This is a genomic window from Microbacterium sp. A93 (genome assembly GCF_051842835.1).
This window is the reverse complement of sequence record NZ_JBPXMT010000005.1, coordinates 372,964-399,787: the sequence shown is the minus strand read 5'-3', so window position 1 is coordinate 399,787 and position 26,824 is coordinate 372,964. Positions and strand designations below refer to the sequence as shown.

General features: G+C 64.6%; 26 protein-coding genes and 1 tRNA gene. 18 read left to right on the top strand and 9 right to left on the bottom strand.

What is annotated here, in order from left to right; genetic code table 11:
* The first annotated feature begins 160 nt into the window (after positions 1-160).
* The 10 genes from ACSU1G_RS15370 (at position 161) to ACSU1G_RS15325 (ending at position 9,463) form a co-directional block, all read left to right on the top strand.
* The gene (locus ACSU1G_RS15370) at positions 161-1,165 is read left to right on the top strand and encodes a TadA family conjugal transfer-associated ATPase (RefSeq protein ID WP_439280828.1); all 1,005 of its coding nucleotides are present in this window, start codon (positions 161-163) and stop codon (positions 1,163-1,165) included.
* Positions 1,159-2,058 (top strand): type II secretion system F family protein, encoded by a 900-nt coding sequence (locus tag ACSU1G_RS15365; protein ID WP_439280827.1) that lies wholly within the window; start codon positions 1,159-1,161, stop codon positions 2,056-2,058. Before ACSU1G_RS15370 ends, ACSU1G_RS15365 begins: the two co-directional genes overlap by 7 nt.
* A gap of 27 nt (positions 2,059-2,085) precedes the next feature.
* A complete protein-coding gene (locus ACSU1G_RS15360; protein ID WP_439280826.1) occupies positions 2,086-2,283 on the top strand; it encodes a DUF4244 domain-containing protein in 198 nt (65 codons plus the stop codon).
* Between the two features lie 29 nt (positions 2,284-2,312).
* A complete protein-coding gene (locus ACSU1G_RS15355; protein WP_439280825.1) occupies positions 2,313-2,648 on the top strand; it encodes a TadE family type IV pilus minor pilin in 336 nt (111 codons plus the stop codon).
* Positions 2,648-2,977: an Rv3654c family TadE-like protein gene (locus ACSU1G_RS15350; RefSeq protein WP_439280824.1), complete on the top strand. Its 330-nt coding sequence runs from the start codon at positions 2,648-2,650 to the stop codon at positions 2,975-2,977. Before ACSU1G_RS15355 ends, ACSU1G_RS15350 begins: the two co-directional genes overlap by 1 nt.
* A gap of 89 nt (positions 2,978-3,066) precedes the next feature.
* Positions 3,067-5,925 (top strand): type I DNA topoisomerase, encoded by a 2,859-nt coding sequence (gene topA, locus ACSU1G_RS15345; RefSeq protein ID WP_439280823.1) that lies wholly within the window; start codon positions 3,067-3,069, stop codon positions 5,923-5,925.
* Positions 5,922-6,548, top strand: coding sequence for a dTMP kinase (gene tmk / locus ACSU1G_RS15340; RefSeq protein WP_439280822.1), 627 nt, complete (start codon positions 5,922-5,924; stop codon positions 6,546-6,548). The genes topA and tmk overlap by 4 nt, the downstream gene beginning before the upstream one ends.
* A gap of 60 nt (positions 6,549-6,608) precedes the next feature.
* Positions 6,609-7,766 (top strand): DNA polymerase III subunit delta', encoded by a 1,158-nt coding sequence (locus tag ACSU1G_RS15335; protein ID WP_439280821.1) that lies wholly within the window; start codon positions 6,609-6,611, stop codon positions 7,764-7,766.
* Positions 7,767-7,804: 38 nt separating this feature from the next.
* On the top strand, positions 7,805-9,328 hold the full coding sequence (locus ACSU1G_RS15330) for an alpha/beta hydrolase (RefSeq protein ID WP_439280892.1): 1,524 nt from the start codon (positions 7,805-7,807) through the stop codon (positions 9,326-9,328).
* A gap of 59 nt (positions 9,329-9,387) precedes the next feature.
* Positions 9,388-9,463 (top strand) — tRNA-Thr (locus tag ACSU1G_RS15325).
* A 50-nt stretch (positions 9,464-9,513) separates the two neighbouring features.
* Here the strand turns inward: ACSU1G_RS15325 and ACSU1G_RS15320 are convergent.
* Entirely contained in the window at positions 9,514-9,957 is a 444-nt protein-coding gene (locus ACSU1G_RS15320) for a VOC family protein (RefSeq protein ID WP_439280820.1), read from the bottom strand.
* Between the two features lie 106 nt (positions 9,958-10,063).
* Here ACSU1G_RS15320 and ACSU1G_RS15315 point away from each other — a divergent pair, with 106 nt between their 5' ends.
* From ACSU1G_RS15315 to ACSU1G_RS15305, 3 genes are read left to right on the top strand one after another with little or no spacing between them, the layout of a single operon-like run.
* On the top strand, positions 10,064-10,639 hold the full coding sequence (locus ACSU1G_RS15315; protein WP_439280819.1) for an isochorismatase family protein: 576 nt from the start codon (positions 10,064-10,066) through the stop codon (positions 10,637-10,639).
* Positions 10,636-11,169 (top strand): DUF1697 domain-containing protein, encoded by a 534-nt coding sequence (locus ACSU1G_RS15310; protein WP_439280818.1) that lies wholly within the window; start codon positions 10,636-10,638, stop codon positions 11,167-11,169. The genes ACSU1G_RS15315 and ACSU1G_RS15310 overlap by 4 nt, the downstream gene beginning before the upstream one ends.
* The gene (locus ACSU1G_RS15305) at positions 11,166-11,843 is read left to right on the top strand and encodes an IMPACT family protein (protein ID WP_439280817.1); all 678 of its coding nucleotides are present in this window, start codon (positions 11,166-11,168) and stop codon (positions 11,841-11,843) included. Before ACSU1G_RS15310 ends, ACSU1G_RS15305 begins: the two co-directional genes overlap by 4 nt.
* A 703-nt stretch (positions 11,844-12,546) precedes the next feature.
* Here ACSU1G_RS15305 and ACSU1G_RS15300 read toward each other — a convergent pair.
* Positions 12,547-13,221 (bottom strand): fasciclin domain-containing protein, encoded by a 675-nt coding sequence (locus ACSU1G_RS15300; protein WP_439280816.1) that lies wholly within the window; start codon positions 13,219-13,221, stop codon positions 12,547-12,549.
* Between the two features lie 151 nt (positions 13,222-13,372).
* Between ACSU1G_RS15300 and ACSU1G_RS15295 the strand changes: the two genes are divergently transcribed.
* The 5 genes from ACSU1G_RS15295 to ACSU1G_RS15275 all read left to right on the top strand — a co-directional run bounded on the left by ACSU1G_RS15295 (position 13,373) and on the right by ACSU1G_RS15275 (position 18,318).
* Positions 13,373-15,088 (top strand): cytochrome c biogenesis protein DipZ, encoded by a 1,716-nt coding sequence (locus ACSU1G_RS15295; RefSeq protein ID WP_439280815.1) that lies wholly within the window; start codon positions 13,373-13,375, stop codon positions 15,086-15,088.
* A gap of 88 nt (positions 15,089-15,176) precedes the next feature.
* Positions 15,177-15,776 carry an ECF RNA polymerase sigma factor SigK gene (gene sigK / locus ACSU1G_RS15290; protein WP_439280814.1) on the top strand — a complete coding sequence of 200 codons (600 nt, stop codon included), beginning with the start codon at positions 15,177-15,179 and terminating at the stop codon, positions 15,774-15,776.
* On the top strand, positions 15,773-16,540 hold the full coding sequence (locus ACSU1G_RS15285) for an anti-sigma factor (RefSeq protein WP_439280813.1): 768 nt from the start codon (positions 15,773-15,775) through the stop codon (positions 16,538-16,540). Before sigK ends, ACSU1G_RS15285 begins: the two co-directional genes overlap by 4 nt.
* A 35-nt stretch (positions 16,541-16,575) precedes the next feature.
* Positions 16,576-17,205 (top strand): DNA-directed RNA polymerase subunit beta, encoded by a 630-nt coding sequence (locus tag ACSU1G_RS15280; protein ID WP_439280812.1) that lies wholly within the window; start codon positions 16,576-16,578, stop codon positions 17,203-17,205.
* Positions 17,206-17,433: 228 nt separating this feature from the next.
* Positions 17,434-18,318, top strand: coding sequence for an aminodeoxychorismate lyase (locus ACSU1G_RS15275; RefSeq protein ID WP_439280811.1), 885 nt, complete (start codon positions 17,434-17,436; stop codon positions 18,316-18,318).
* Between the two features lie 43 nt (positions 18,319-18,361).
* Here the strand turns inward: ACSU1G_RS15275 and ACSU1G_RS15270 are convergent, their stop codons facing one another.
* From ACSU1G_RS15270 to ACSU1G_RS15240, 7 genes are all read right to left on the bottom strand, one after another.
* Positions 18,362-18,829: an endonuclease domain-containing protein gene (locus tag ACSU1G_RS15270; protein ID WP_439280810.1), complete on the bottom strand. Its 468-nt coding sequence runs from the start codon at positions 18,827-18,829 to the stop codon at positions 18,362-18,364.
* Between the two features lie 610 nt (positions 18,830-19,439).
* Positions 19,440-20,219, bottom strand: coding sequence for a phosphate ABC transporter ATP-binding protein PstB (pstB, locus tag ACSU1G_RS15265; protein ID WP_439280809.1), 780 nt, complete (start codon positions 20,217-20,219; stop codon positions 19,440-19,442).
* 28 nt (positions 20,220-20,247) lie between these two features.
* On the bottom strand, positions 20,248-21,342 hold the full coding sequence (gene pstA / locus ACSU1G_RS15260) for a phosphate ABC transporter permease PstA (RefSeq protein WP_439280808.1): 1,095 nt from the start codon (positions 21,340-21,342) through the stop codon (positions 20,248-20,250).
* 1 nt (position 21,343) lies between these two features.
* A complete protein-coding gene (gene pstC / locus ACSU1G_RS15255; RefSeq protein WP_439280807.1) occupies positions 21,344-22,315 on the bottom strand; it encodes a phosphate ABC transporter permease subunit PstC in 972 nt (323 codons plus the stop codon).
* 115 nt (positions 22,316-22,430) lie between these two features.
* Positions 22,431-23,543: a phosphate ABC transporter substrate-binding protein PstS gene (locus ACSU1G_RS15250; protein WP_439280806.1), complete on the bottom strand. Its 1,113-nt coding sequence runs from the start codon at positions 23,541-23,543 to the stop codon at positions 22,431-22,433.
* Positions 23,544-23,693: 150 nt separating this feature from the next.
* Positions 23,694-24,656: an NUDIX hydrolase gene (locus ACSU1G_RS15245; protein ID WP_439280805.1), complete on the bottom strand. Its 963-nt coding sequence runs from the start codon at positions 24,654-24,656 to the stop codon at positions 23,694-23,696.
* The gene (locus ACSU1G_RS15240; protein ID WP_439280804.1) at positions 24,653-26,818 is read right to left on the bottom strand and encodes an RNA degradosome polyphosphate kinase; all 2,166 of its coding nucleotides are present in this window, start codon (positions 26,816-26,818) and stop codon (positions 24,653-24,655) included. The genes ACSU1G_RS15245 and ACSU1G_RS15240 overlap by 4 nt, the downstream gene beginning before the upstream one ends.
* Positions 26,819-26,824: the final 6 nt, after the last annotated feature.

Genomic DNA, 26,824 nt, shown 5'->3' with positions numbered 1-26,824 from the left:
AGTGGGCGGCATCGCATTCCCCCCGTGAGGTGCCGCCCTTTCAGACTCCTCTGCCTCTGGTGGATCAGTTGTTCTGCACCGTCAATCGGATGCGGTGACTTGCCCACAGGGCGTGGGTTCTGGCCCTTCGTTCGGATGCCAGGGCGCATAGTTTCGGGGGATGCCACAGCCGTTCATCATCCAGCCGCGTGACACTGCGCGTGCGGCCGCGGGCCTCCAGGCGCTTCCTGTCGATCTGGATGCCGCGTTCGGGCCGCTCGCCGAGCACTGTGCGGACCCGCGGGTGACCGACGTCTTCGTCAACGGTGTCGACGGTCTTTTCATCGACCGGGGCGATGGGGCCGAGCGGGTGGCGGCGTGGGCGGCCTCCGAGCGTGAGGTGCGCGACCTCGCTGTGGCGCTGATTGGCGCGGGCGGGCGGCATCTGGACGATCAATCTCCGTGCGTCGATGTGCGACTTTCCGCCGGTATCCGTGTGCACGCGGTGCTGTCGCCGGTGTCCACGTCCGGCACAGCGGTGTCGGTGCGCATCCCACGGGTGGGGGTGGCAGATCTGGATGCCCTCGCCGCGCTCGGCGCGTTCGATGCCCGTCAACGCGCCTGGCTGGAACAGCTCGTGATGGATCGAGCGAATATCCTCCTCACCGGCGGCACCGGCACGGGAAAGACGACGCTGCTGGCCGCTCTGCTGCACGCTGTGCCGGCGTCGGAGCGCATCGTGACCATTGAGGATGTCGCCGAGTTGCGCCCCGCGCATCCGCATCATGTGGCCCTCGAGGCCAGGCAGGCGAACCTCGAGGGTGCCGGGTCGATCACACTTGCGCGCCTGGTAAGGGAATCGCTGCGGATGCGCCCAGATCGCCTCATCGTCGGCGAATGCCGCGGTGAGGAAGTGCGCGAACTGCTGTCGGCGTTGAACACCGGTCACGACGGTGGCGCGGGCACTCTGCACGCCAGTGGTCTCGTCGATGTGCCTGCTCGACTTGAGGCGCTCGGTGCGCTCGCCGGGATGGATGCCACGGCGCTGGCGCGTCAGGCCGTGAGTGCATTCACCATCGTGGTTCATCTTGCTCGCGGGACAGACGGCGTGCGCCGGATCGCGCAGGCAGGGCGGTTTCTGTTGCGCGCCGACCGCCTCGATATTGAAGAGGTGCAGCCGTGGTGAGCGTGCGTGGGCGCAAAACGGCGGATGCCAGCGCCGAAGCCGCCGCCGTATCGGTGCGCACCCTCGCCGTGCTGTTGCAGGCGGGAGCTGTACCGCTGATCGCGTGGCGACACCTCGCCGGTTCAGGGGACGTGCACGCCGAGCGAGTGGTCGAACGCTGCGACGATGGCATGCCTCTCGTCTCCGCGATCGAGACGGAGGGCGGCGCATGGAGCGACGTCGCCGCGGCCTGGGACGTCGCGACGACAGTGGGCGCCCCGCTGGCCGAGGTGCTGAGATCTTTGGCGGAGACGATGCAGGATGCCGCATCGGCCGCCGACGACGTGCGCATCGCGCTCGCCGAACCCGCCGGCACGGCCCGCCTTCTGATGTGGATGCCGCTGGCAGGACTCATACTCGGATTCGCGCTGGGGTTCGACACACTGGGCGTGCTCATCGGCAACCCGATCGGGACAGCCTGTCTTGTCGCGGGCCTCGCGCTGGTCTTCTGCGCGCGAGCGTGGACGCACAAGCTTCTGCGGCGCGCGCAACCCGACCCTGGCACACCGGGGATGCATGCCGAGCTCGTCGCCGTTGCGCTCTCCGGTGGAGCATCCATCGATCGCTCGTTGCGCCTCGTCGACGACAGCCCCGCGCGCGACCGGCTGAGCGGCGCGCGCACGACGGGAGTGCTGGCGCTGTCGCGCGCTGCGGGGGTTCCCGCGGGCGAGCTCCTGCGCGCCGCTGCCGCACAGGAACGACACGATGCGCGCATCCGTGGGCGTCTGCGCGCGGCCAAGCTCTCGTCCCAACTGCTCATCCCACTCGGTGTCTGCACGCTGCCCGCGTTCCTGCTGTTGGGCGTCGCGCCGATGATCCTCTCCGTGCTCTCATCCACCCCGCTGCCGATCTGACGACAGCGCCAATGAAAGAAGGAACACATGAACACCATCTCCACCCTCACCAGACGGCGCGCCGCGTCGTTATTCACAGACGAGTCGGGTGCCGCGACCGCTGAATATGCGATCACGACAATGGCTGCCGTTGCATTTGCTGGACTTCTCGTCGTCATCATGCGCTCGGATGAGGTGCGCGGCATCCTCACCGATCTCGTGCGCCGGGCATTGACCGTGTCATAGCGATGTGGCTCAAGACGACCGTCCGTGCGATGAAGACAGACGCGCACGGATCTGTCGCCGCAGAGCTCGCGCTCGCCCTCCCCGCAGTGGTGCTCACGCTGCTGCTGGGAGCGGGCGCGCTGGGCGCTGCGGCGCGGCAGGTCTCACTTCAGGATGCTGTCGCCGATGCTGCGCGGCTTCTCGGCCGCGGAGAGGACACTGCGACCGCGTATGCGGTGGTGGTGGCATCCGTCAGCGATGCGCAGGTATCCAGCGAGCAGCGTGGCGATTTGTCCTGCGTCAGTGCACGGCTCGACGTCACGATCGGGCGGGTCATTCAGATTCCCCTGACGGCGTCGAGCTGTGCGCTCAGCGGAGGTCTCTGATGGCCGGATCTGCACTCGCGGCCGGTGTGCTGGCTGTCGCCGCAGCGCTCTCATTGGGACTCGCGGCCGTCGGCGGCGCCGCCGTCACGGCGCAGCGAGCGGCCGGGGCTGCGGACGCGGCGGCACTGGCCGCAGCTGACGCCGTCTCCGGGGCGATCATCACCGATGAGGAGCCCTGCGCGCTCGCCGCGCGAGTGGCCGCGGCATCCGGTGCGACTCTCACCTCGTGCACAATCGACGGGTCAGTGGCGACCGTTCAGGTTCAAGCGGCGTACTCTGGTCTAGCTGCCGTCTCCCGAGCCCGCGCCGGGCCACCAGAGGGATTCTGACGGCATTGATCCGGGCTTCACCCACGGCTTCGCTGTGAACGCACCATGCAAGTGGTGTGTATGGTGTGCTTCGAAGAAAGGACGCACCCTTGGCTGAAGGCAAAAAGCTCGTCATCGTCGAGTCTCCGACGAAGATGCGGTCGATTCAGGGGTACCTCGGTGATGACTACGAGGTACTCAGCTCTGTCGGCCATATTCGCGACCTCGCTGATAAGAAGGACATCCCCGCTGCCGACAAGGCCGCGTACGGGAAGTATTCGATCGACATCGAGAACGGCTTCGACCCGTACTATGTCGTCTCCGATCGCAAGACGAAGACGGTCGCCGAACTCAAGCGTGCGTTGAAGAATGCCGACGAGCTCCTCCTCGCAACTGATGAGGACCGCGAGGGCGAGGCGATCGCCTGGCACCTGCTGGAGACGCTGAAACCGAAGGTTCCCGTCAAGCGCATGGTGTTCCACGAGATCACCAAGGACGCGATCCAGGCTGCCGTCGGCAACACCCGCGAGCTCGACCTCGCACTTGTCGACGCACAGGAAACCCGCCGCATCCTTGACCGCCTGTACGGCTGGGATGTCTCGCCGGTGCTCTGGTACAAGGTGAAGACCGGTCTGTCGGCCGGCCGTGTGCAGTCCGCAGCCACCCGCATGATCGTCGAGCGTGAACGCGAGCGCATGGCGTTCGTCTCCGCCGAATACTGGGATGTCGATGCGTCCGCGTCCAGTGGTATCTCCTTCCGCGTGCGCCTCGTGCGTGTCGACGGCGGCCAGCTCGCCCGAGGTACTGACTTCGATGACGCCGGAAAACTGAAGAAGGCCGTCCTTGTTCTCGATGAGAAAAAGGCCACAGCTCTCGCACACGCCGTGGAGAAAACCGGCGCTGGCACCGTTACCAAGGTCGAGGCGAAGCCCGGAACCCGCAGCCCCTACGCACCATTCACGACTTCCACGCTGCAGCAGGAAGCCGGTCGCAAGCTCTCGATGAGTGCGAAGCAGGCGATGAGTGTCGCCCAGCGTCTGTACGAAAAGGGTTTCATCACCTATATGCGTACCGACTCTGTCGCGCTGAGCACCCAAGCAGTGCAGGCAGCACGGAGCCAGGCGGTCTCGCTCTACGGTGACAAGGCTGTGCCGCTGAAGCCGCGCGTCTACAAGTCCAAGAGCAAGAACGCACAGGAGGCGCACGAGGCGATCCGCCCATCGGGCGAGAAGTTCCGCACCCCGGCATCCGTGTCTGGCGAGCTCGACCGCGAAGAGCAGCGGGTTTACGACCTGATCTGGAAGCGCACCGTCGCCAGCCAGATGGCCGACGCGAAGTACGAGACCACCACGGTCACCATTGCCGTCGACGCCGATGGCCAGAACGCCGAGTTCACGGCATCCGGAACCGTTTACACCTTCAAGGGCTTCCTCGAGGCCTATGAAGAGGGCCGCGACGAGAAGCGCGGCGATGCCGACGCAGCCTCGGACCAGTCGCTTCCTGCCGTCGCCGTCGGTGACGCGCTGGTGATGTCGGATGCTGAGGCAAAGGGCCACAAGACCAATCCGAAGCCCCGCTTCACTGAAGCGTCGCTGGTGAAGACGCTCGAAGAGCACGGCATCGGCCGCCCATCGACATTCGCCAGCATCATCGGCACAGTCATCGATCGCGGCTACGCCACCAAGCGCGGCCAGGCGCTTGTGCCGACCTGGATGGCATTCAGCGTCGTGCGTCTGCTGGAGGAGCACTTTGCGCACCTCATCGATTACGACTTCACCGCCGGCCTCGAGGATGACCTCGACGCGATCGCACGCGGTGAGCAGAAGCGCGGCGAATGGCTGAAGTCGTTCTACTTCGGTACCGATGAGCAGGTGGGACTACGCCAGGTCGTCGACAACCTCGGTGAGATCGACGCCCGCGCGCTGAACTCGACCAAGATCACCGACACGGCGACCCTGAGGTTCGGCAAGTACGGCCCCTACCTTGAGGTCATCGACCCGGCGAAACCGGAGGAGCGCGGGCGCATCGTCAACGTTCCGGAAGAGCTCGCGCCGGACGAGCTCACCGCAGCCAAGGCGCAGGAGCTCATCGACGCTCCCGTTGCCGGCGACCGCGTGCTCGGTGAGAACCCCGAGAACGGTCGAGTCATCGTCGTCAAGGACGGACGCTACGGCGCCTACGTGCAGGAGAACTTGCCCGAGGAAGTCGTTCCCGCCGATGAAGCCGTTGTGGTTGATGAAGCCACCGGCGAGGTCGTCGAGGCGCCCAAGAAGAAAAAGAAGCCCGCCAAGAAGGATGCGCCGAAGCCTCGCACCGGTTCGCTGTTCCGTTCGATGGCGGTCGACACGATCGATCTCGACACCGCGCTGCAATTGTTGAGCCTGCCGCGAGTGGTCGGCGCTGATCCTGAATCAGGCGACGAGATCACCGCTCAGAACGGCCGGTACGGTCCGTACCTGAAGAAGGGCGCCGATTCGCGTTCGCTCGAGGGCGAAGCGCAGATCTTCGAGGTCACCCTGGAGCAGGCCCTCGCGATCTACGCGCAGCCGAAGTACGGTGCCGGCTCTCGTCGTGCATCGAGCGCGCTCGCCGAGTTCGAAGCTGATCCTGTCAGTGGCAAACTGATCCGCATCCGCGATGGCCGCTTCGGTGCGTACGTCACCGACGGTGAGACGAACGTGACGATTCCGCGCGGGCAGAAGCCGGAAGAGATCACCTTCGAGATCGCCGTGCAGATGCTTGCCGACAAGCGCGCCAAGGGTCCTGCGCCCAAGCGTGGTGCTGCAAAGAAGGCGCCGGCAAAGAAGGCTGCCGCGAAGAAGGCGCCGGCGAAGAAGGCTGTAGCGAAGAAAGCTCCGGCCAAGGCCGCTGCGAAGACCGATGAAGAGAAGGCTGCGGCGCGCTCGGCTGCGGCGAAGAAGGCCGCGGCTACTCGTGCGGCCAACGCCGCCAAAAAGGCGGCCTCGTGACCGCACGCCCAGGGCTGTGGATCACTCTCGAAGGCGGCGACGGCTCTGGGAAGACCACACAGGCTGAGCTGCTGGAGACGTGGCTGACGGATGCTGGGCACACGGTCGTTCGCACGCGTGAGCCCGGCGGCAGCGAGGTCGGTCAGCTGGTCCGCGACATCGTTCTGCACCACCGTGGCGACATCGCCCCGCGTGCCGAGGCGCTGCTCTATGCGGCTGACCGTGCGCATCACGTCGCAACTGTCGTGCAGCCCGCGCTCGATCGTGGCGATATCGTGCTGCAGGACCGCTACCTCGACTCCTCTGTCGCCTATCAGGGCGCAGGTCGCGTTCTCGATGCTGTCGAAGTGCGCGAACTGTCGCTGTGGGCTGCCGAAGGCGCGCTGCCTGACCTGACTGTGCTGCTCGACCTTGATCCTGCTGCAGCGCGTGTGCGCCTCGACTCCGCTGACAAGCCGTTCGATCGCCTGGAGGCCGAGAAGGCCGAGTTTCACACTCGAGTGCGAGAGTCTTTCCTGCAGCTCGCCGAGGCCGAGCCCGAGCGTTTCCTGGTGCTGGATGCCTCGGCATCCGTTGACGAGATCTCCGAAGCTGTCCGTACCCGCGTCGCTACGCTTGTCTGAGCCCGCATCATGCACCACAGCACGGCGGGCGCTGTCGGACACTCCAGTTAGGCTGAGTCCATGCCATCCGTAGCCCTCGCGCCGTTCCCGTGGACGGACATTTGGGGCCAGGACGACGCCGTCGATGCACTGCGCACCGCGGCATCCGATCCCGCTGCGCTTTCGCACGCCTGGCTGATCACGGGCCCGCCAGGGTCGGGGCGATCAACGCTCGCGTACGCCTTCGCCGCGGCACTCGTCGCCGACACACCAGACGACGAGCACACCATGCGGCAGGTGCTCGCCGGCACGCATCCCGATGTCACGGCGCTGCGCACCGACAAGGTCATCATCACGATCAAAGAGGCGCGTGCGCTCGTCGAGCGTTCCTACTTCGCCCCATCGGCCGGGCGCTATCGGGTTCTCGTTGTCGAAGACGCCGATCGCATGGTCGAGCGCACCTCCAACGTTCTGCTGAAGGCGCTTGAAGAGCCGCCGGAGAACACCGTGTGGATTCTCTGCGCGCCCAGCGAAGCAGATCTCCTGCCGACGATCCGCTCGAGAGTGCGGACGCTGCGATTGCGTGAGCCAGATGTCGCCGACGTCACACGGCTGATCGTGCAGCGCACCGGCGCCGATGAAGCGATCGCAGAGCAGGCCGCCCGGCACGCGCAACGCCACATCGGCATGGCGCAGCGACTGGCGACGGATGAGGCTGCTCGCCGCAGGCGCGACACGACGCTGCGCTCCGTGCTCGGGGTGCGAGGTGTGGGCAGCGCCGTGGAAGTCGCGGGCGAGATCATCCAGGCCGCCACAGAGGACGCCAAGACGCTCACCGCTGAGCGGGATGCCGCCGAACGTGCGTCGCTGCTGCGAATGGTCGGAGTCGGAGAAGGGCAGGCGGTGCCGCCGGCGCTGCGCGCTCAGATCTCCGCGCTGGAAGACGACCAGAAGAAACGCGCGACGCGTAGCCTCCGCGATGGCATCGACCGCGTGCTCACCGATTTACAGTCGATGTTCCGTGACGTCGTCATGCTGCAGTTCGGCCGCGGCGACGACCTCATAAACCGTGAATTGTATGATGATCTGAGTGCGTTGGCCACAGCATGGCCGGTGGAACGTACGCTGGTCGTTCTTGACCATCTCGCTGAGACGAGAGAGTCGCTGGAGCGTAACGTCGCCCCGACTCTCGCCCTGGAAAGTTTGCTCGTGACTGTCGCGAGCGGGAGGAAACCGTGAACACTCGACCGACTTCTCGCCTGCGACGTCTCGCCGTGATGACGGCGGGGCTTGCCGCGGCAGCTGTGGCACTGAGCGGATGCCTGTATTCGGTGATCCCTGAGGAGGCCGCGCCGCGTCCTTCCCAGACGAACGCGCCAGACACCGAGGGTGTTGCGGCGGACCTGCTGCCGTTCTACGAGCAGACTCTCGACTGGACATCGTGCGACGACGGCCCCGTCGGGTTCGACTGCACGTACGTGACCGCGCCGCTGGACTGGGAGAACCCGGGCGACGGCGACATCGAGATCTCAGTGTCGCGCCACCAGGCCACGGGCACGCCGATCGGATCGCTGCTCACCAATCCCGGCGGCCCCGGCGGCAGCGGGCGGGACTTCATCCTGAACAGCCTCGACTACGCCGTCGGCGCCGACCTCATCGACAACTACGACGTGATCGGGTTCGACCCGCGCGGCGTGGGTGATTCCACGGCCGTGACGTGCTTCGACGCCGGCAACATGGATAAGTACCTCTATGACATCCCCGAGGCGCCGCGCGGCAGCGATGCCTGGGAGGCTGAGCTCACGAAGGCAGACCAGGCGTTCGCCGACGCTTGTGAGGCTAACAGTGATGGCATCCTGCCATTCATCACGACGATCAACTCCGCCCGCGACATGGATCTGCTTCGCGCAGTACTGGGAGACGCGCAGCTCAACTATCTGGGCTACTCGTACGGCACGTTCCTCGGCGCGACCTACGCGAACCTGTACCCGGACAAGGCTGGGCGCCTTGTGCTTGACGGTGCGATCGATCCCGCCGTCTCCGGACTTGAGGTCGGGACCACTCAGGCTCTTGGATTCGAGTCGGCGCTGCGCGCCTACATGCAGGACTGCCTTGATTCCGGTGAGTGCCCGTTCAACGGCACCGTCGACGAGGCCATGGCTGATCTTGGTGCGCTCCTCGCCAGCGTCGATCGCAGCCCGCTCAAGAATGACGACGGGCGCATGCTCGGTGCCGACTCGCTCATGACAGCGATCATCGTCACGCTGTATTCGGAGGGCAACTGGGGCAGCCTCACGCAGGCGCTCGATGGGGTGCTGCAGGGCGATGCTTACGTAGCGTTCTACCTCGCCGATGCCTACAATGCCCGCGAGGACGGTATCTACCTCGACAACTCCAGCGAGGCGTTCACCGCCTACAACTGCATGGACTATCCGGTCGAGAACGACCAGGCGGCAGAAGATGCTTCGATGAAGAAGATCGAAGCAGGAGCGCCGACCATCGCGCCATACTGGAGCGGCCCAGACACCTGCGCCGTCTGGCCATATGAGCCGACCGGAACGCGCGGTGAGATTCACGCCGAGGGTGCGGGGCCGATCCTCGTGGTCGGCACGACCAACGACCCGGCGACCCCCTACGAGTGGTCTGTCTCACTTGCTGAGCAGCTCGAAGAGGGCGTGCTGATCACTCGCGTGGGCGAGGGGCACACCGGCTACAACAAGGGCAACATCTGTGTCGACTCGGCCGTTGAGGCGTTCCTCCTCGATGATGTCGTTCCCGGGGAAGACCTGCACTGCGACTGATTTCGCGATGAGGGTCGGAGCAAGGTAATATCGTTGATCGTGCCGCTCTCGTAGCGCACGCCGCCTTAGCTCAGTCGGTAGAGCATCTCACTCGTAATGAGAAGGTCGTCAGTTCGATTCTGACAGGCGGCTCCACGCAGGAGGACAAGCCCCGTGATGTGAAGAACATCACGGGGCTTTGCCGTTCATCCGATGCGCTCCGCGAGCGCGACGATGATGCCCTCCGGGCCGCGCACATAGGCCATCCGCCAGATGTGCTCGTATTCTCCGACGCCACCGATCAGTTCGTATCCGTCCTGGTCCAGCCGCGCGACAAGCGCTGGCAGATCGTCGACCTCGAAGGCGACGCTGCGCAGGCCGAGTTCGTTGGCCATCGCCGACGGCTGACCGGGTTCAGGATCGGGGCGTTCGAAGCTCGAAAGTTCGACGCCGGTGCCGCCGCCCGGTGCCTGCAGCATGACGATCGTTGTCCTCGCTTCGGGAATACCGCACACTGTGTCGAGGAACTCGCCCTCCATCTGCACCGGACCGCCCAGTTTCTCTAGGCCTAGATCCAGGAAGAACTTCGTCACCGTGTCGAGGTCCGCGACGGTGATTCCCACATGATCGAAACGTTTGATGGCACCCATGGCGCCGATTCTCCTCGCCTCGTCGATGCATTGCCAGGTGTCGCGAGCACTAGGTGTCACGAGAACGCTCCATGTGCGGAGAACGCGGAGCGCGTACCCTCGAAGTATGACCAGGGCACTACTCATCGTCGACGTGCAGAACGATTTCACCGAGGGCGGCGCGCTCGCTGTCGCGGGAGGTGACGCCGTGGCATCCGGCATCACCGCCTATCTCGCCGCGCACGCGGGCGACTATGAGGTGATCGTGGCGTCGCGAGACTGGCACGACGCCGACAGCGACAATGGTGGGCACTTCGCCGACGAGCCCGACTTCGTGGACACCTGGCCGTTGCACTGCGTCGCGGACAGCGCCGGTGCCGAGTACGACCCGTTGCTCGTGACGGATGCCGTCACGCACCACATCCGCAAGGGGCAGGGCGTTGCCGCGTATTCGATGTTCGAGGGCGTCGGAGATGACGGCGCTTCTGTGGCCGTTGTGCTGAGCGGCCACGGCGTGCTCAGTGCCGATGTGGTCGGCCTCGCGACGGATCATTGCGTCCGGGCATCCGCGCTTGACGCCATCGCGCACGGCGTACACGTGCGATTGCTGACCGATCTCATTGCCGGAGTGGGTGCGGAGAGCAGCGAGGCGGCGCTGGCCGAGCTCGCGCATGCGGGTGCAGAGCTGGTCACCTCGTCGTGAGTCGCAGTATCCTCCTGCTGCGTGCCGTGAACGTCGGTGGTCGCAATCTTGTGCCGATGGCACGGTTGCGTGAAGTGTTGGCCTCCGAAACTTCGCTCACCGGCGTCTCGACATACATTGCCAGCGGGAACATCATCTGCGATGAGCTGGTGGATGCTGCAGCCACCTGTTCGCTCGTGCGCGAGGTGATCGCGACCGAATTCGGTGTGGACACGCCCGTGATCGCCCGCACGCACAACGAGCTGGCGACGTCACTTGCCGCGCAGCCGTTCGGCGGCGGCGCGGAAAAACTGGTCCATGCGATGTTTTTGGAGGATGCGCCGGCACCCGGAGCGATCGCGGCGCTCGAAGGGAGGCTCGTGCCGGGGGAGGAGCTCGCACTCATCGGCCGTGATCTCTGGATCAACTACGCCGAAAGTGGCGTCCACTCTACGAAGCTCACCAAATCCGTGCTCGATCGGGCTTTGGGAGTCGCGGGTACCGCCCGCAACCTGCGCACGACCAGGAAGCTTGCCGAGTTGACGGCATGACGACGTATCCGTCCACGATCGCCGCCGCGATCGACCACGAGTTGGTGATCAAGAAGTCGCGATTCATCACGCACGTGGCGCCGGTTGCCTCGCCAGAAGACGCGGATGCCGTCATCGCCGCGGTGAAGAAGCGTGCGTGGGATGCGCGGCACAACTGCTCCGCGCAGGTCACCGGTGATCTCGGAGACCGTGCCCGATCCTCGGATGACGGCGAGCCATCCGGCACGGCCGGGATTCCGATGCTCGAGGTTCTGCGCCGGCGGGAACTCACCGACGTCGTCGCCGTGGTCACGCGCTACTTCGGCGGCATCAAGCTCGGCGCGGGCGGGCTGGTGCGCGCATATTCGTCAGCAGTCTCTGAAGCGTTGAATCTCGCCACGCTGGTCGACCGTCACGTGCTTGCTGAGGTCACGATCTCTGTCAATCATGCGGATGCGGGGCGCTTCGACAACCTGCTCCGAGATTGGGTGCGCGGTCATGGTGTCCAGGGGATCGGTGCAGTGCTCGGTGATCCGGTCTACGGCGCGACGGCCCGCTTCGAGGTATGGGCGCCGCCGGCGGCGGTCGTGGGGCTCTCCGCAGAGATCGCTGCGGCATCCGGTGGTGCGGTCGAGGCGGTGCTCACCGGCGTTGAACGACTCGTGGGCGTGCCTCGTCCCCCGATTCGCGGCTGAAGGCCACCGTGCCCAATTCGCGGCTGAGAGCCGCCGGAGGAGTGTGCGCGGCGCCAACCGTGCGGCAGTGCGCAGGCATCCTGCGCGCGCGGAGGCGCGATTGCAGTCTCGACACACTTCCTGGCGGCCGTCTACTCGTGAGGATTTCCGATTGAAATCGGTCAACGGCTTAACCTTCTGACAGGTGCCGCATTTCTTCATGCAGACACCATAACGTCGAGGTCAGACGTTTAGATGCGGTGGGCCCCATGGGGCTCGAACCCATGACCCGCGGATTAACATACCACTTCGGCTTTCGCCGCCGCCCGCTGGGCGTTCGTGGTCTGGACTGTCCCTTCACCATAGCTTTCGCTGTAGGTGCCACCCGTCCAGTCTCTACACCTTCCGAACTTTCATCCGGCTTGGCTCGGGATTGCCAACTGGTTTCCCAGGAAGGGTTCCCCGACTTTGAGTGGTGTCATCCCCGAGGTTTCCCCCGAGGCGCTCCTATTGTGTTGAAGTCCGATGCTCTGCCAACTGAGCTAGAGGCCCGCGCATTTAGTCTAGCTGTACTTCCCACCGGTGCTTTGCCGCGGGGACCTTGAAGTCAGCGCGGCGTAGTGCGTACAAAAGCGCGGTCGCCGACGACATGGTGTCGTCGGCGACCGCGCTTCTACCGATTGTGCCGTTGCTCCCCCGAACCGGCACGATCAGATCCGTCCGGTCACTCAGCCGGGGGCATCAGAACCGAGTCGATGAGGTATACGGTCGCGTTCGCGGTCTGGACTCCACCGCAGATGACGTTGGCGTCGTTGACCATCCACGCGTCCCCGCTGCCGGTGACCTCGAGGTCTGCACCCTGAACTGTGGTGTGCATGCCGGCGATGTCCGCAGGCTCGATCTGGCCGGGAACCACGTGGTACGTGAGGATCGACGACAGCGTGGCCGAGTCGGTCTTCAGGCCCTCGATGGTGGCCGGGTCGATCATCGCAAATGCGTCATCCACGGGTGCGAACACAGTGAACTCGTCGCCGTTGAGGGTGTCAACGAGGTTCACATCAGGGTTCAGTTGTCCGCTCACTGCGGCGACGAGCGTCGTCAGCAGCGGGTTGTTGGATGCCGCGACCGCAACTGGATCCTGAGACATGCCCTGGATCGAGCCTCCGCCGTCCGGGACAGCTTCTGCGTACGCCTCGCAGCCGGGGCCGACGAGGTTCGCCGCGGGATCCATGGCCTCGGGCATCGCCTCCGGCGTCGTTTCCGTGGTCTCTGAAGACTCAGGTGTGGTGGGCTCTGCCTCGTCGGCAGTATCGGTGCCCATGGAACAACCCGACAGCACGAGAACGCTGGCGAAGCCGAGCGACAGAGCTGCGGTGATCTTCTTCTTGGTGCTGAACATGTCTACCTCCGGGAATCGGAGCCACGGACTACCCGTGGCGTTGATGATTCTTCGGAGCCCCTCCCACATCGGATGGGAACTTTCTTGAAAAACTTTTGAGCCAATCCATTCGGCCGCTCAATCCGAAGTACCCGCAACGGAAGGCGAGGAAATGGACCTCATCATCATCGGGCTGCTCGGTGGCCTCATCACGGGGATCTCTCCGTGCATCTTGCCGGTACTCCCGGTCATCTTCCTCACTGGAGGCGCACAGTCGGCGCGTTTTGAAGGCGAGGGGGATACGGTTCCCGCTCGACGCAGTCGTCCGTATCTCGTTATCGCGGGACTCGTTCTGAGCTTCAGCCTGGTCACTCTGGTCGGATCCCTCATCCTCGGACTCCTGGGCCTCCCGCAGGACATCATCCGATGGGTAGGGATCGTCGTACTCGCGCTCCTGGGTGTCGGGCTGCTCGTCCCGAAGCTTGAGCGGCTGCTGGAGAGGCCATTCCAGCGTCTTCAGTCTCGAAAGGAAGTGAAGAACCAGGGCAGCGGATTTGGCGTCGGGCTCGCGCTCGGCGCGGTCTTCGTCCCCTGTGCCGGTCCGGTGCTCGCGGCGATCATCGTGGCAGGCGCCACCGGTCAGATCGGCCTCGGCACCGTGGCTCTCACGCTCTCCTTCGCCATCGGCGTGGCCATCCCCCTTCTTGTCTTCGCCCTCGCTGGTCGAAGTGTCGTCGAGCGGATTCGCGCATTTCGCACACGTGAGCGCGGATTACGCATCGCTGCGGGTATCGCGATGATCGCACTCGCTGTCGGGCTCGTCTTCAACGTGCCGCAGATGCTGCAGCGGCTGGTTCCGGACTACACAGCAGGCATCCAAGAAGACCTGGCGGACAAGCAGGCCGATGCGCTCGACCTCGGTGGTCTCGTCACCGACGAGAACCGCGAGCTCGACAACTGCACCAACGGAGCCGAAGAGCTCGAGTCCTGCGGGACGGCACCATCGATTCGCGGCATAGCGGAGTGGCTGAACACCCCCGGCGGCGAAGCGATCGACCTGAAGGATCTGCGTGGACAGGTCGTACTGATCGACTTCTGGGCGTACTCGTGCATCAATTGCCAGCGCTCCCTCCCACATGTCGTCGCCTGGGACGAGGCGTACAAGGATGCAGGGTTGCAGGTCATCGGCATCCATTCCCCCGAATACGCGTTCGAGAAAGATGCGGCCAACGTGGCTGCCGGCATCGAGGACTTCGGCATCGACTACCCGGTCGCACTCGACAACAACCTGTCGACCTGGACGAATTATCGCAACCGCTACTGGCCCGCGCATTACCTCATCGACGCCGAGGGCACCGTCCGGCACATTTCGTTCGGCGAGGGCAACTACGCAGCGACCGAGAGCATGATCCGCGACCTGCTCGAGGATGCCGACCCCGCAGCCACGCTGCCGGAGCCGACAGAGGTCGCAGACGCGACGCCGGAGCTCGGTTCGACGACGCCCGAAACGTTCCTCGGCTCTTCAAAGGACATCAACTACGGCGGCGGCGACGCCTACGGCGCCGGGACGACGACCTTTACGCTTCCAGCCAAGCAGCCGGCCGACTCGTTCGCCCTTGAGGGGGAGTGGGAGATCGCGACCCAATTCGCGACTCCAGCAAGCGATGACGGAAGCATCCGTCTGACCTATCGAGCCGCTGAGGTGAGGATGGTGCTCGCCGGCGAGGGAGAGATTATCGTCACCACCCGGAACGGCGAGAGCCGCACGATCTCGGTCGACGGCACACCGAAGTCATATGAGCTTCTGAAGACCGCCGACGGTGAGACCGGTGAGCTGACGGTGGAGGTTCCGACCGGCATCCAGGCATACTCCTTCACATTCGGATGAGCCGTGTGGCGGATGAGCCGTGGCGGATGAACCATGTGGGATGACGTGCTGATCGGCGCGTGGTTCGGAGGAGAAGAGGAGATACGGCATGCTTGTGGGGATGGTCATCGACGGCGTGGATATGCGCGAGGACGGCACGGCGGGAGATCCCGTCGCCGACCTCCTCATCCGCGTCGCCGGCGGAGACCAGACCGCCTTTGCGGAACTCTACGACCTGCTCTCATCTCGCGTGTTCGGACTCATCCTGCGCGTCCTCGTCAATCGCTCGCAGAGTGAAGAGGTGCTTCAGGAGGTCTTCCTGGAGATCTGGCAATCCGCAGCGCGCTTCGCTCCGAACAAAGGGCACGGACGAACCTGGATCCTCACGATCGCTCATCGTCGGGCAGTCGATCGGGTCAGAGCGTCGCAATCCAGCACTGATCGCGACGTTCGGGTCGGCATCCGCGATATCGGAGTGGCGCACGACAGCGTCGCCGAGCAGGTCGAGATGAGCATCGAGGGGGACCGGGTGGTCGCAGCACTTGCGACGCTGCCTGACCCGCAGCGTGAGGCGCTCGTCCTGTCGTACTACGGCGGTTACAGTCAGAGCGAGATATCGGTGCTCATCGGAGCGCCGCTGGGAACCGTCAAGACCAGAGTAAGAGACGGACTTTCACGACTTCGGAACGAAATGGGGGTGAACGCATGAACGAGAACGAATTCGCCGAACTCGCGGCAGGGAAGGCCCTGAACGCGCTGTCGGATGCTGATGAGCAGCGCTATGCGGACGCCCTCAGCGCGCATCCTGAGTGGGCAGCGATCGCGGCAGGGGATGCCGAGACCGCAGCGATGCTCGCCGATGCCACTTCGCCCGTCGCACCGCCCGCCGGTATTCGCGACATGCTGCTCGCGCAGATCGCCACCACGCCGCAGCAGACGTTCGAACCGAGTCGTCCAGAATTGGTTGTTTCGGATGCGGCTGAGGCTGCGGCTGAGGATGCGCTCCCTGCTCCGCGGCGATGGTCGCGCGTGATGTTCACGCTCGCCGCGTCTGTCGTGCTTCTCGTCGGCATCGGGTTCGGGGCGGTGTATCTGTCGTCGCAGCTGGCGCCACCAGCATCCATCGTCGCTCTGGAACAGATCGAATCCGCCTCGGACGCGCAACAGGCGACGGTCAAATTGGAATCCGGCGTGCTCGCTACCGCCCACTGGTCGGAGTCCGTCGGAAATGCAGTGCTGGTCACCGAAGGTCTCGAGACGCTCAGCACGGAACAGTCGTATCAGCTCTGGTTCGTGCGCGGAGACGAGCCTGTGCCTGCTGGGCTATTCAACACGGATGCTGGATCTGCAACCGCCTTGCTCGACGGACCGATGCACGAGGGCGATGTCATCGCCGTGACGGTGGAAGAAGCCGGCGGATCGCCGACAGGCCTGCCCACGACGGATCCGATCATCGCGATCCCGACAGCCTGAGCACGAGTAGCCTGAGGCGCGAGTAGCCTGGATGGATGCCTGAGCAGTTCCACCGACCAGTTCGCCGACCATCGGCATCCTTCGACAAGCTCGTCGGCGCATCCGACTCCGCCGAAGCGCAGCGCGTGGCCCACGCCACGGCATCCGCTCTACTGACGCGGGCTCGTGACGATGAATCCGGTAAGAGCGCCAAACGGCTGATCGCGTTCACCAGTGAACACGGTATCGACGACATCGCTGAGCTGTGGGCGACGGCGACGGCAGTCTCGCTGCCCGGCGCGCTGTGGCGACTGTATCTGCTGCAGCTTGCGATCCACACTGATCCGCAGACCTCGGCGCTGCTGTACGAGCGCGGCAGGGTCGAGCTGGCGTCGGCGGATGCTGTCGTCGCGGGAGCACCGGTGCCGGCGAGCCCGGAAGAGCTCGTGGCGCTCATCGACACGATTCTGCGGGGCGTGTTCCAGGGCGACTTCGCCGTTGCATTGGAACGAGCCGCAGCTTTCTGCCGGGTGCAGGTGTCGGGTGCGACACACACAGCGGATGACTACGAGGCGACCGAGCCGGTGCGAGCGACAGAGCTCACCGCACGCGCGCGGCGGCTGCACACGTATGCGAATGACCTCAGCGCGGCGGCCGCGCTGTGGCGCGTGGGCGGCCTGACCTGATTCGAACGGTCGCGCCGGGGCGAGTGCTTATGGGCGAGCGACTGCGGGGCGAGCGCCAGGGGCGAGTGCCCGTAGGCAGAGAAAGACCGGGCCGCAGAAACGCCTCTCGGCGGGAGGCCGCTCAAAGCGGCAAAAATTGGAGCCCGGGGTTATGCGGCCCGGCTACTCCATTGTAACGTCCCGACGCCGAGGGTATTCCCTCCGTCATCCTGGTCGTAGAGTCGATTCATGACCCAGCGCTTCGCCCTGATCATCGATCCCGTCCATGCCGACGAGGAACGGGCCGACTACGCAGACTCGTTCACCGTGGTGGATGCCACAGCCCCCGCTCTCAGCGTTGGTGAGCTCAGTACGCAGCGCGGTGATGGCGTGTTCGAGTCGATCGGCGTGATCAACGGACACGCCCAGGAGGTCATCGCGCACCTTGAGCGTCTTGCGAACTCTGCGCACCTGTGCGACCTTCCGGTGCCGCATCAAGAGCAGTGGCGTCAGGCGGTCGCAGTGGCCGCTGCGGAGTGCTCGCCCGGGGAGGCCGTGATCAAACTGATCCTCAGCCGCGGCGTGGAGCACGGTCCGACTCCGACGGCGTGGGTGACTGCGGCGCCGGCATCCGATTTCTCCCGTGTGCGTGGCGAAGGCGTTCGCGTCGTGACGCTGGACCGGGGTTATGACCTCGATGTGGCCGAGCGTGCACCGTGGCTACTGCTGGGCGCCAAGACGCTGTCGTATGCAGTGAACATGGCGGCGCTGCGCGAGGCACGCAGGCGAGGGGCGGATGACGCGATATTCCTGTCCACGGACGGCTTCGTGCTCGAGGCTCCGACGGCGTCGCTGATCCTCCGCTTCGGAGACCGCTTCGTGACCCCGGCGCCGGCTGGCGGCATCCTGCACGGCACCACGCAGCTGAGCGTCTACGAATACCTGTCGGGACGCGGCTTCGAGACGGGGTACGACCGGATTCCGGCGACGGATCTGCCCAGCGCGGATGCCGCATGGCTGGTGTCGAGTCTCCGCCTGGCAGCCCCGATCACCGCCATCGACGCTCATCCGATCCCCACAGTGCCCGCACTGACATCCGATCTGAACCACTACCTCCTCTCCCCGCGCGACTGATCCGTGCACAACTTCGGATCCGGACTCGGACACGCCGTGAAAGTCATGTCGTCCTCGGTATGTCGCGCCGGGGATCCGAAGTTGTGCCCGGGTCGCGCGGGCGAAGGGACATCACTGCGACTATCGCCGCTTCGACCGTCTCCCAGTCATGGATGATCATCGCGTAGTCGAAACGTAGGGTGATGTAGCCCCAGATCGCTGAGTTCGCGTCTCGGACGAGGTCCTTGTGTCGATGCGACTCGTCGTCGTGGTTCTCCTTGCCATCTGCTTCGACGATAAGCCAGTCGTCGATGAGTAGGTCCACTCGTCCGGTAGCAACGATCTGCATCTGAGTGTGGACATCCCATCCGTGGTGTCGTAATCGCAACCTGACCAATGACTCCAGCCCGCTATCCGCATCGCTCCTCGAGAAATCGATGAGATCCTGGCCGCGGCGATCCACCTTGCGTCGGAGCCATGTCAGGTTCGCGCTGCTGATCAGGCGCTTGCGGCGGGCGGACTCCAACGCCACGAAGAACGCCTCTGCGCCGCGGCATCCATATATCTGACGCAGGATTCGCGGGACTGACGGTGTCGCGAATGCAGATCTCGCGGGCCCTGAATCCCAGTGTGGAATGCAATCACAATCATCCGCCGTGTGCGTGTACTGGTGCCGATTCTCGTGCATCCAGACGTGTACGCCTTGATCCTCCAGCACCCAGAGCCCAAGATGGCGAGCAGCCGTCTCACAGCAGATCCCTCCGCCGTGCGCCGCCGCTGTTCGAACGGGGTCACAGGCGGCGGTGCCAGCGTAGACACCACGGCGAATCGACTGCAGTTGTTCGGTCGCGCGAAGCTGCGCGATCTTGCGCCGGGAATACGACTTGCGAAGCTCTGCGAATGTCCAGACAAGTGGAAGGCTCGAAGTGCACATGCGTCACACCTTGGTTCATCCGTGGTGCCGGCCGTGCCGCAGATCCCACGAATCGGGGACAACCCGTGACTCTGCCGGCATGTGCAGAATGAGTGCGCCCGAGCACAACTTCGGACGGGAAATGCGACACGCCGCGAGATCGAGGGATCTCGCGGCGTGTCGGAGTCGGGGTCCGAAGTTGTGCACGGACCGACGGAGCGGAGAGGACCTACCCGAACCGGCCGGACACGTAGTCCTCGGTCGCCTGCACCGTCGGGGTGGTGAAGATCGCCGACGTGTCGCCGTACTCGATGAGCTTGCCTGGCTTGCCGGTGCCGGCGATGTTGAAGAATGCCGTCCGATCCGAGACGCGGGAAGCCTGCTGCATGTTGTGCGTCACGATGACGACGGTGTACTGGTTCTTCAGTTCGCCGATCAGCTCTTCGATCGCATAGGTGGAGATCGGGTCGAGGGCTGAGCACGGCTCATCCATCAGGATGACCTGGGGCTCAACGGCAATCGCGCGAGCGATGCACAGACGCTGCTGCTGGCCACCCGAGAGGCCGGAGCCTGGCCGGTCGAGGCGATCCTTGACCTCATTCCAGAGGTTCGCTCCGGTGAGCGCACTCTCGACCAACGCTTCCTGATCGCTCTTGGACATCCGCTTGTTGTTCAGCTTGACGCCCGCGAGCACGTTCTCCTTGATCGACATCGTCGGGAAGGGGTTCGGACGCTGGAACACCATACCCACCTGCCGACGAACAAGCACAGGGTCGACACCGGGGCCGTAAAGGTCCTTGCCGTCCAGCAGCACTTCGCCCTGCACGCGAGCGCCAGGAATCACCTCGTGCATGCGGTTCAGGGTGCGCAGGAACGTGGACTTGCCACAACCGGACGGACCGATGAACGCGGTCACGCTACGCGGCTGAATGTCGAGGGACACGCCCTCCACAGCGAGGAAATCGCTGTAGTAGACGTTGAGGTCGTTGACTTCGATGCTCTTGGACACGTGAGATTCCTTAAATATCGGGTACGGCTCAGCGGCCGGAGGTCTTCGGGGCGAACCACTTCGCGATGAGTCGCGCGAGCAGGTTCAACACCATGACGATCAGGATCAGGGTGAGAGCGGATGCCCATGCGCGGTCGAGCGCGGCATCCGGGTTCGTGCCCTGGTTCATGTACTGGTTGTAGGCGAACACGGGCAGAGTCATCATCTGCCCATCGAAGATGTTCGTATTCACGCTCATCGTGAATCCGGCGGTCAGCAGCAGGGGCGCGGTCTCGCCGATCACGCGAGCAATCGCCAGGGTGATCGAGGTCATGATGCCCGCGATAGAGGTGGGCAACACGACCTTGAGGATCGTCAGCCACTTCGGCACGCCCAGCGCGTAGGCGGCCTCGCGCAGCTCGTTCGGGACGATCTTCAGGAGTTCTTCGCTCCCTCGCACGACCACCGGCGTCATCAGCACCGCGAGCGACAGCGCGCCCATGATACCCATCGAGATTCCAGGGCGGAAGATCACCGAGAAGACGGCGTAGATGAACAGGCCCGCGACGATCGAGGGGATGCCGGTCATCACGTCGACGAAGAACGTGATGCCCTTCGCGAGCTTGCCGCGGCCGTACTCGACCAGGTAGATCGAGGTCATCAGACCGATGGGCACCGAGATCACGGTGGCGGTGAGAGTGATCAGCAGCGTGCCCCAGATGGCATGCACGATGCCGCCGCCTTCACCGACGACGTTGCGCATCGAGAACGAGAAGAACTCGGGATCGAAGCGGTTGAGTCCGTTCGAGACCACGGTCCACAGCAGCGAGACGAGCGGCATCAGGGCGATCAGGAACGCGGTGGCGACGAGCGCCGTCATCAGTCGATCGACTGCCTTGCGGCGGCTTTCCACGATCATGGAGAGAACCGTGATCAGGACCATGTAGATCAGGATGCCGATGAGCGATGCACCCACGATGTTGAAGTCGGCGAGATTCTCACCGATGCTCGCAACGCCAAACACAGCGAAGGAGATCACCAGCGACAGCAGCAGCAGAGCCCATGGAGCCCACTTCGGAAGCCTGCCTGAGGTGAGAGCGACGTTGGGGGCGAGAGCGACGCCCGGCGCAGCAGTGAGGGTCATGTCAGTTCGCTCCCGAGAACTCGGCGCGGCGGGCGACGATCCAGCGTGCCACCGCATTGACCGCGAAGGTCACGACGAAGAGGATGAGGCCGGTTGCGACCAGTGTGTTGACGCCGGTGCCATGCGCCTCGGGGAAGGCGAGGGCGATGTTCGCGGGGATCGGCGTCGGGTTCGTTGCGGTGATCACCAGGAAGCTGACAACAGCCGAGGGGGAGAGCACCATCGTGACCGCCATCGTCTCACCGAGCGCGCGGCCGAGGGCGAGCATGGCCGCAGACACCATGCCGCCGCGGGCGAAGGGGAGAACGGCCATCCGCACCATCTCCCAGCGGGTGGCACCGAGCGCGAGCGCCGCCTCTTCGTGGAGCGTGGGCGTCTGCAGGAAGACTTCCCGGCAGATGGCGGTCATGATCGGGATGCACATCACGGCGAGCACCAGTGCTGCCGTCAGAATCGTCTTGCCGGTGGAGGAGACCTGGCCTTGGAAGAACGGGATCCAGCTCGCGTTTTCGCTCAGCCAGGCGTAGATCGGCTGCAGCATCGGAGCCAGCACCAATCCGCCCCACAGGCCGAAGACGACAGAGGGGACGGCAGCGAGCAGGTCGATGATGTAGCCGAGGAGCGAGGCGAGCTTACGGGGCGCGTAGTGCGAGATGAACAGCGCGATGCCGATCGAGATCGGGGCGGCGATGACCAGCGCCATGAACGCGGCCCAGAGTGTGCCGAACACCAGTGGCCAGACGTACGTCCAGAACGACTCGCCCTTGAGGATGTGGTTATCGCTGGTGTCGCCCTGGAACGCGGGGATGCTCTGGATGATGAGGAACGCCGCAACAGCCGCGAGGACGCCGAGGATGATGATCCCGGCGCTGAGCGCAGTGCCGGAGAACACCCGATCACCCAGGCGCTGCTTGGCGTTGATCGGGGCCGGCGGATCGGTGCGCGCGGACTGTACCTGCTCGGTCGTGCTCATGGTCTCCCTGTTTCGGGCGGAGGAGTCGGAGTGAAGCGTAGCGTGCTCGTCGATGCCCTCGCACCCTGTTCGGGGGCGAGGGCATCAACGTCAGCTGTATGCCATCAGGCGGTGATCAGCCGACCTGGATGAGGTCGATCGCGGCGAGGACCTTCTCGCGCAGGCCGTCCGAGATGGGGGCGTTGCCGGCGTTGTCTGCGGCGGCGTCCTGGCCCTCGGGGCTGGCGATGTAGGTGAAGTACGACTTGACCAGCTCAGCGACGTTGGCGTCTTCGTACTGCTCGCAGCCGATCAGGTAGCTGACCAGAGCGATCGGGTATGCGCCGTCTGCGGCAGCAGCGGGGTCGACCGCGAACGCGAGGTCACCCTCGCCGCGGCCATCTTCGAGGGTCGCGCCCTCGACGAGCTGCGAAGCGGCCTCCGCCGAGTACGCGATGTACTCACCATTGACGCCGACGTGCACCTGACCGAGGTCGCCGACCTGTGAAGCGTCGGCGAAGCCGATCGCACCGTTGCCGGCGGTGATGGCCTGAACGACACCGGAGGTACCCTGAGCGGCTTCGCCACCCTCGATCGGCCACTCGTCGGAGACCTCATAGGTCCAGATGTCTGCAGCGGTCGCCGCGAGGTAGTTGGTGAAGGTCTCCTGCGTGCCGGACGGGTCGGAGCGGTGAACCGGCGAGATGGCCAGATCGGGGAGCGTGGCGTCGGGGTTGAGCGTCGCGATCGCGGAGTCGTTCCAGTTGGAGATGGTGCCGGCGAAGATGCTCGCGATGGTGGCGGCATCCAGGTTCAGCGTGTCGACGCCCTCGAGGTTGAACGCCACGGCGACCGGCGAGATGTAGACGGGGATCTCGATGATGTCGTCTGTGGTGCAGGCGCCGAAGCCGCCGGCGGCGATCTCCTCGGCGTTGAACGCGCGGTCGGAGCCGATGAAGTTGCTGCCGCCCTCGAGGAAGTTTTCACGTCCTGTGCCCGAGCCAGTGGGCTCGTAGTTGATGGTGACCTCAACGTTGGCGGTCTGGAAAGCGGCGACCCAGGCCTCCTGGGCGGCTGCCTGCGAGGAAGCGCCGGTGGCGTCGATGGTGCCGGAGAGCGCAGTCGCGCCGGTCTCGGCGGGTGCATCGGATGTGTCGGCAGCAGGAGCTTCGTTCGCGGCACAGCCAGCGAGAGCAAGGGCGGCGACGGCGCCGATGGCGCTGATTCGGGCGATTCGGGAGATCTTCACTGTGGATCCTTCGATCGTGGATGGTTGAGGCCCGGTGCAGGGCACACAGTGACGCTAAGCGCGGCAGTTAACGAGACTCTCCCGCACAGGTAAACAGAAGGTGAACGACTGGCGACCCCTTGGAGTCGCTCCTGCTCGCGCAGGAAAACGTCAGAGCTTCGGAACGTGCGTCTCGATCGAGATGATGCCAGAACCAGGGTTCGTCGCCGACAGGTGCGCCACGGAGAACGCGGCCACCTCGAGCGCAGAAGCACTGCCGAGGTATGAGCCGTGCATGGTGCCGGTCGCGAGCGCGAGCTCCGTCAAAAGGTCCGGGAGCACGGGTCCATGACTGCACAGCAGTGCTGGCTTGCCGGAGCGCACTCGTTTGCCGATTACGGCCCTGGCGTCCGAGCGTCCCTCCTCCCACGCATCCTGGCTGATGCGCCCTGTCTCCACTGGCTTGCGATCCAGGGCCTTCGCGAGCGGTGTGATCGTCTCCACGCAGCGCACGGCGTCACTAGTGATAATTTTGCGCACGCCGAAGGCACGCAGCGGCGCGACGATGGCCGCGGCCTGCTTCTTGCCGCGCTCGGTCAGCGGGCGCGAAGCATCTGACATTTCCCAATCGGATCGCCCGATCGCTTTCGCATGTCGCAGCACGATGATCGGGAACGTGCGCAGCACGCCATCGTCGACGAGCCGTTCGAACTCGTCCAGAATCTCCAGATCCACCGGATAGCTGAGGCACTTTCGAGCCTTTTTCAGGCTCACCCATTCCAATGCTGCGATTTCACTGTTCGGCACGAAGGTGGAACTGCGAATCGCTTCGTCAGTTGCTTCGGCTGCCCAGTAGTGCACGACCTTCTGACGCTTGGGACGCATGAAGTATCGGCTGACGCCCACTGGAACTCCGAGGAACACCCGGATGCCCGTTTCCTCATGCACCTCGCGCACCGCTGTCTGAGCGAGCATCTCGCCCGGATCGACTTTGCCCTTGGGCAGCGTCACATCGCGATACTTCGTGCGGTGGATGAGAAGCACGCGAAGCTTGCCCTCAACCAATCGCCACACCACGGCGCCCGCCGCGTACACAGCCTTGTCATCCCGCATGCCCAGAGCCGTCGTGATCATCGCACAGTGCGCGTTCGCCGACGACGACGAACCTGATTCATCGTGTAGTCCTGCAGATCCACCAGTGGATTTCCATCGGCATCCGCGAAGTGGCGATCCCACACGCCCTCGGCGCCGAGATGCCACGAGCTCGTCGTGTCATCCATGGCGAGATCGAAGAAGGACAGCAGTTCTTTGATGTGGTCGGGGCCGGTTACGCGCACGAGCGCTTCGACACGACGATCGAGGTTGCGGTGCATCATGTCGGCGCTGCCGATGTGCACTTGCGGGTCGCCGTCGTTCTCGAAGGCGAAGATCCGTGAGTGCTCCAGATAACGGCCCAGGATGCTACGCACGGTGATGTTGTCGCTGGTGCCGGGCAGATCGACCTTGATGCTGCAGATGCCGCGCACCCAGACATCGACCTTCACGCCCGCCTGGCTCGCACGGTACAGCGCATCGATAATCTCTTCATCGACCAGCGAGTTGACCTTGATGCGGATGTGCGCGGGTGCGCCGGCTTCCGCGTTCTTGCGCTCGTTGTCGATCTGGCGAAGCAGCCCCTTGCGCAGGTGCAAGGGGGCGACAAGAAGTCGCTTGAACTTCTTCTCGATCGCGTACCCGCTGAGTTCATTGAACAGCCTGGTGAGGTCTTTGCCGACCTGAGCATCGGCGGTGAAGAGCCCGAAATCTTCGTACACACGGCTCGTCTTCGGATTGTAGTTTCCGGTACCGACGTGCGAGTAGTGGCGTAGCGTGCCCTCTTCTTCGCGGATCACGAGGGCGAGCTTGCAGTGTGTCTTCAAGCCCACCAGTCCGTAGACGACATGGACGCCGGCCTTTTCCAGCTTGCGCGCCCAGACGATGTTGTTCGCCTCGTCGAAGCGCGCCTTCACCTCGACGAGCGCGAGCACAGACTTGCCGGCTTCGGCCGCGTCGATGAGGGCCTGCACAATAGGACTGTCACCCGAGGTGCGGTACAGCGTCTGCTTGATGGCGAGTACGTGCGGGTCGCGCGCCGCCTGCTCGAGGAAGGCCTGCACGCTGGTGGCGAAGGATTCATAGGGGTGATGCACCAGCACATCGCCCTGGCTGATCGCGGAGAAGATGTCGGCGCGGGTGCTCGAGCCGATCGGCTGGAAGGCCAGCGCGGTCGTGGGCAGGTGCGGCGGGTAGCGCAGGTCGGGGCGGTTCACGCGCGAGAGCGAGAAGAGTCCGCGCATATCAAGCGGGCCAGGGAGGCGGTAGACCTCTTGATCGGTGATGTCGAGCTCTTTGATGAGCAGGTCGAGAGTGACATCGTCCATGTCATCGGTGATCTCGAGACGGATCGGCGGACCGAAGCGGCGGCGCAGAAGCTCGGCCTCAAGGGCCTGGATGAGGTTCTCGCTCTCGTCTTCCTCGATCTCCACATCCTCGTTGCGGGTCAGACGGAACGCGTGGTGATCGAGCACTTCCATTCCGGGGAAGAGGTCGCCGAGGTGGTTGGCGATCAGCTCTTCCAGACGAAGGAATCGCTTGATCTCGCCGGATCCTGGAACCTCGACGAATCGCGGCAGCATGGGCGGCACCTTGAGCCTCGCGAACTCCTGACGGCCGGTGCGCGCGTTGCGGATGCGGATCGCGAGATTCAGTGAAAGCCCGGAGATGTACGGGAAGGGATGCGCCGGGTCAACCGCGAGCGGCATGAGCACCGGGAAGACGTGCAGCTGGAAATATTCGGTGAAAGCCGCGCGCTCGGCATCGCTGAGTTCATCCCATTCGGTGATCTCGATTCCGGCATCCGCCAGGGCGGGGCGCACCAGATCGGTCCAGGCTACGGCGTGCCGAAGCTGAAGGGCATGGGCATCGTTGGAAATATCGGTGAGGACGTCGGAAGGCGATCGGCCGACGTTGGTGGGAACAGCGAGGCCGGTGAGGATGCGGCGCTTGAGGCCGGCCACGCGCACCATGAAGAACTCGTCGAGGTTGCTCGCGAAGATCGCCAGGAAGTTCGCTCTCTCCAGCTCGGGGAGGCTCGAGTCCTCGGCCAACTCCAGCACGCGCTGGTTGAACGCGAGCCAGCTGATCTCGCGATCATGAAAGCGATGGTCAGGGAGCAACGAGTCCGGCGATTCGACGGCGTCGAAGTCGTCGTCCTCGGCGTCACCAAGGCCAGCGTCTGCGAAAGCGGGATCGATCATGCTGTA

Bases quoted from the DNA above. Each gene is read 5' to 3' on its own strand.
- sigK (WP_439280814.1), top strand. From the start codon at position 15,177: ATGCTTGTGGGGATGGTCATCGACGGCGTGGATATGCGCGAGGACGGC.
- ACSU1G_RS15305 (WP_439280817.1), top strand. From the start codon at position 11,166: ATGACGACGTATCCGTCCACGATCGCCGCCGCGATCGACCACGAGTTG.
- ACSU1G_RS15330 (WP_439280892.1), top strand. From the start codon at position 7,805: ATGACGGCGGGGCTTGCCGCGGCAGCTGTGGCACTGAGCGGATGCCTG.
- ACSU1G_RS15320 (WP_439280820.1), bottom strand. From the start codon at position 9,957: ATGGGTGCCATCAAACGTTTCGATCATGTGGGAATCACCGTCGCGGAC.
- ACSU1G_RS15300 (WP_439280816.1), bottom strand. From the start codon at position 13,221: ATGTTCAGCACCAAGAAGAAGATCACCGCAGCTCTGTCGCTCGGCTTC.
- ACSU1G_RS15245 (WP_439280805.1), bottom strand. From the start codon at position 24,656: ATGATCACGACGGCTCTGGGCATGCGGGATGACAAGGCTGTGTACGCG.
- ACSU1G_RS15355 (WP_439280825.1), top strand. From the start codon at position 2,313: ATGAAGACAGACGCGCACGGATCTGTCGCCGCAGAGCTCGCGCTCGCC.
- ACSU1G_RS15335 (WP_439280821.1), top strand. From the start codon at position 6,609: ATGCCATCCGTAGCCCTCGCGCCGTTCCCGTGGACGGACATTTGGGGC.
- ACSU1G_RS15285 (WP_439280813.1), top strand. From the start codon at position 15,773: ATGAACGAGAACGAATTCGCCGAACTCGCGGCAGGGAAGGCCCTGAAC.
- ACSU1G_RS15350 (WP_439280824.1), top strand. From the start codon at position 2,648: ATGGCCGGATCTGCACTCGCGGCCGGTGTGCTGGCTGTCGCCGCAGCG.
- ACSU1G_RS15370 (WP_439280828.1), top strand. From the start codon at position 161: ATGCCACAGCCGTTCATCATCCAGCCGCGTGACACTGCGCGTGCGGCC.
- ACSU1G_RS15275 (WP_439280811.1), top strand. From the start codon at position 17,434: ATGACCCAGCGCTTCGCCCTGATCATCGATCCCGTCCATGCCGACGAG.
- ACSU1G_RS15280 (WP_439280812.1), top strand. From the start codon at position 16,576: ATGCCTGAGCAGTTCCACCGACCAGTTCGCCGACCATCGGCATCCTTC.
- ACSU1G_RS15315 (WP_439280819.1), top strand. From the start codon at position 10,064: ATGACCAGGGCACTACTCATCGTCGACGTGCAGAACGATTTCACCGAG.
- ACSU1G_RS15240 (WP_439280804.1), bottom strand. From the start codon at position 26,818: ATGATCGATCCCGCTTTCGCAGACGCTGGCCTTGGTGACGCCGAGGAC.
- ACSU1G_RS15295 (WP_439280815.1), top strand. From the start codon at position 13,373: ATGGACCTCATCATCATCGGGCTGCTCGGTGGCCTCATCACGGGGATC.
- ACSU1G_RS15360 (WP_439280826.1), top strand. From the start codon at position 2,086: ATGAACACCATCTCCACCCTCACCAGACGGCGCGCCGCGTCGTTATTC.
- pstC (WP_439280807.1), bottom strand. From the start codon at position 22,315: ATGAGCACGACCGAGCAGGTACAGTCCGCGCGCACCGATCCGCCGGCC.
- pstA (WP_439280808.1), bottom strand. From the start codon at position 21,342: ATGACCCTCACTGCTGCGCCGGGCGTCGCTCTCGCCCCCAACGTCGCT.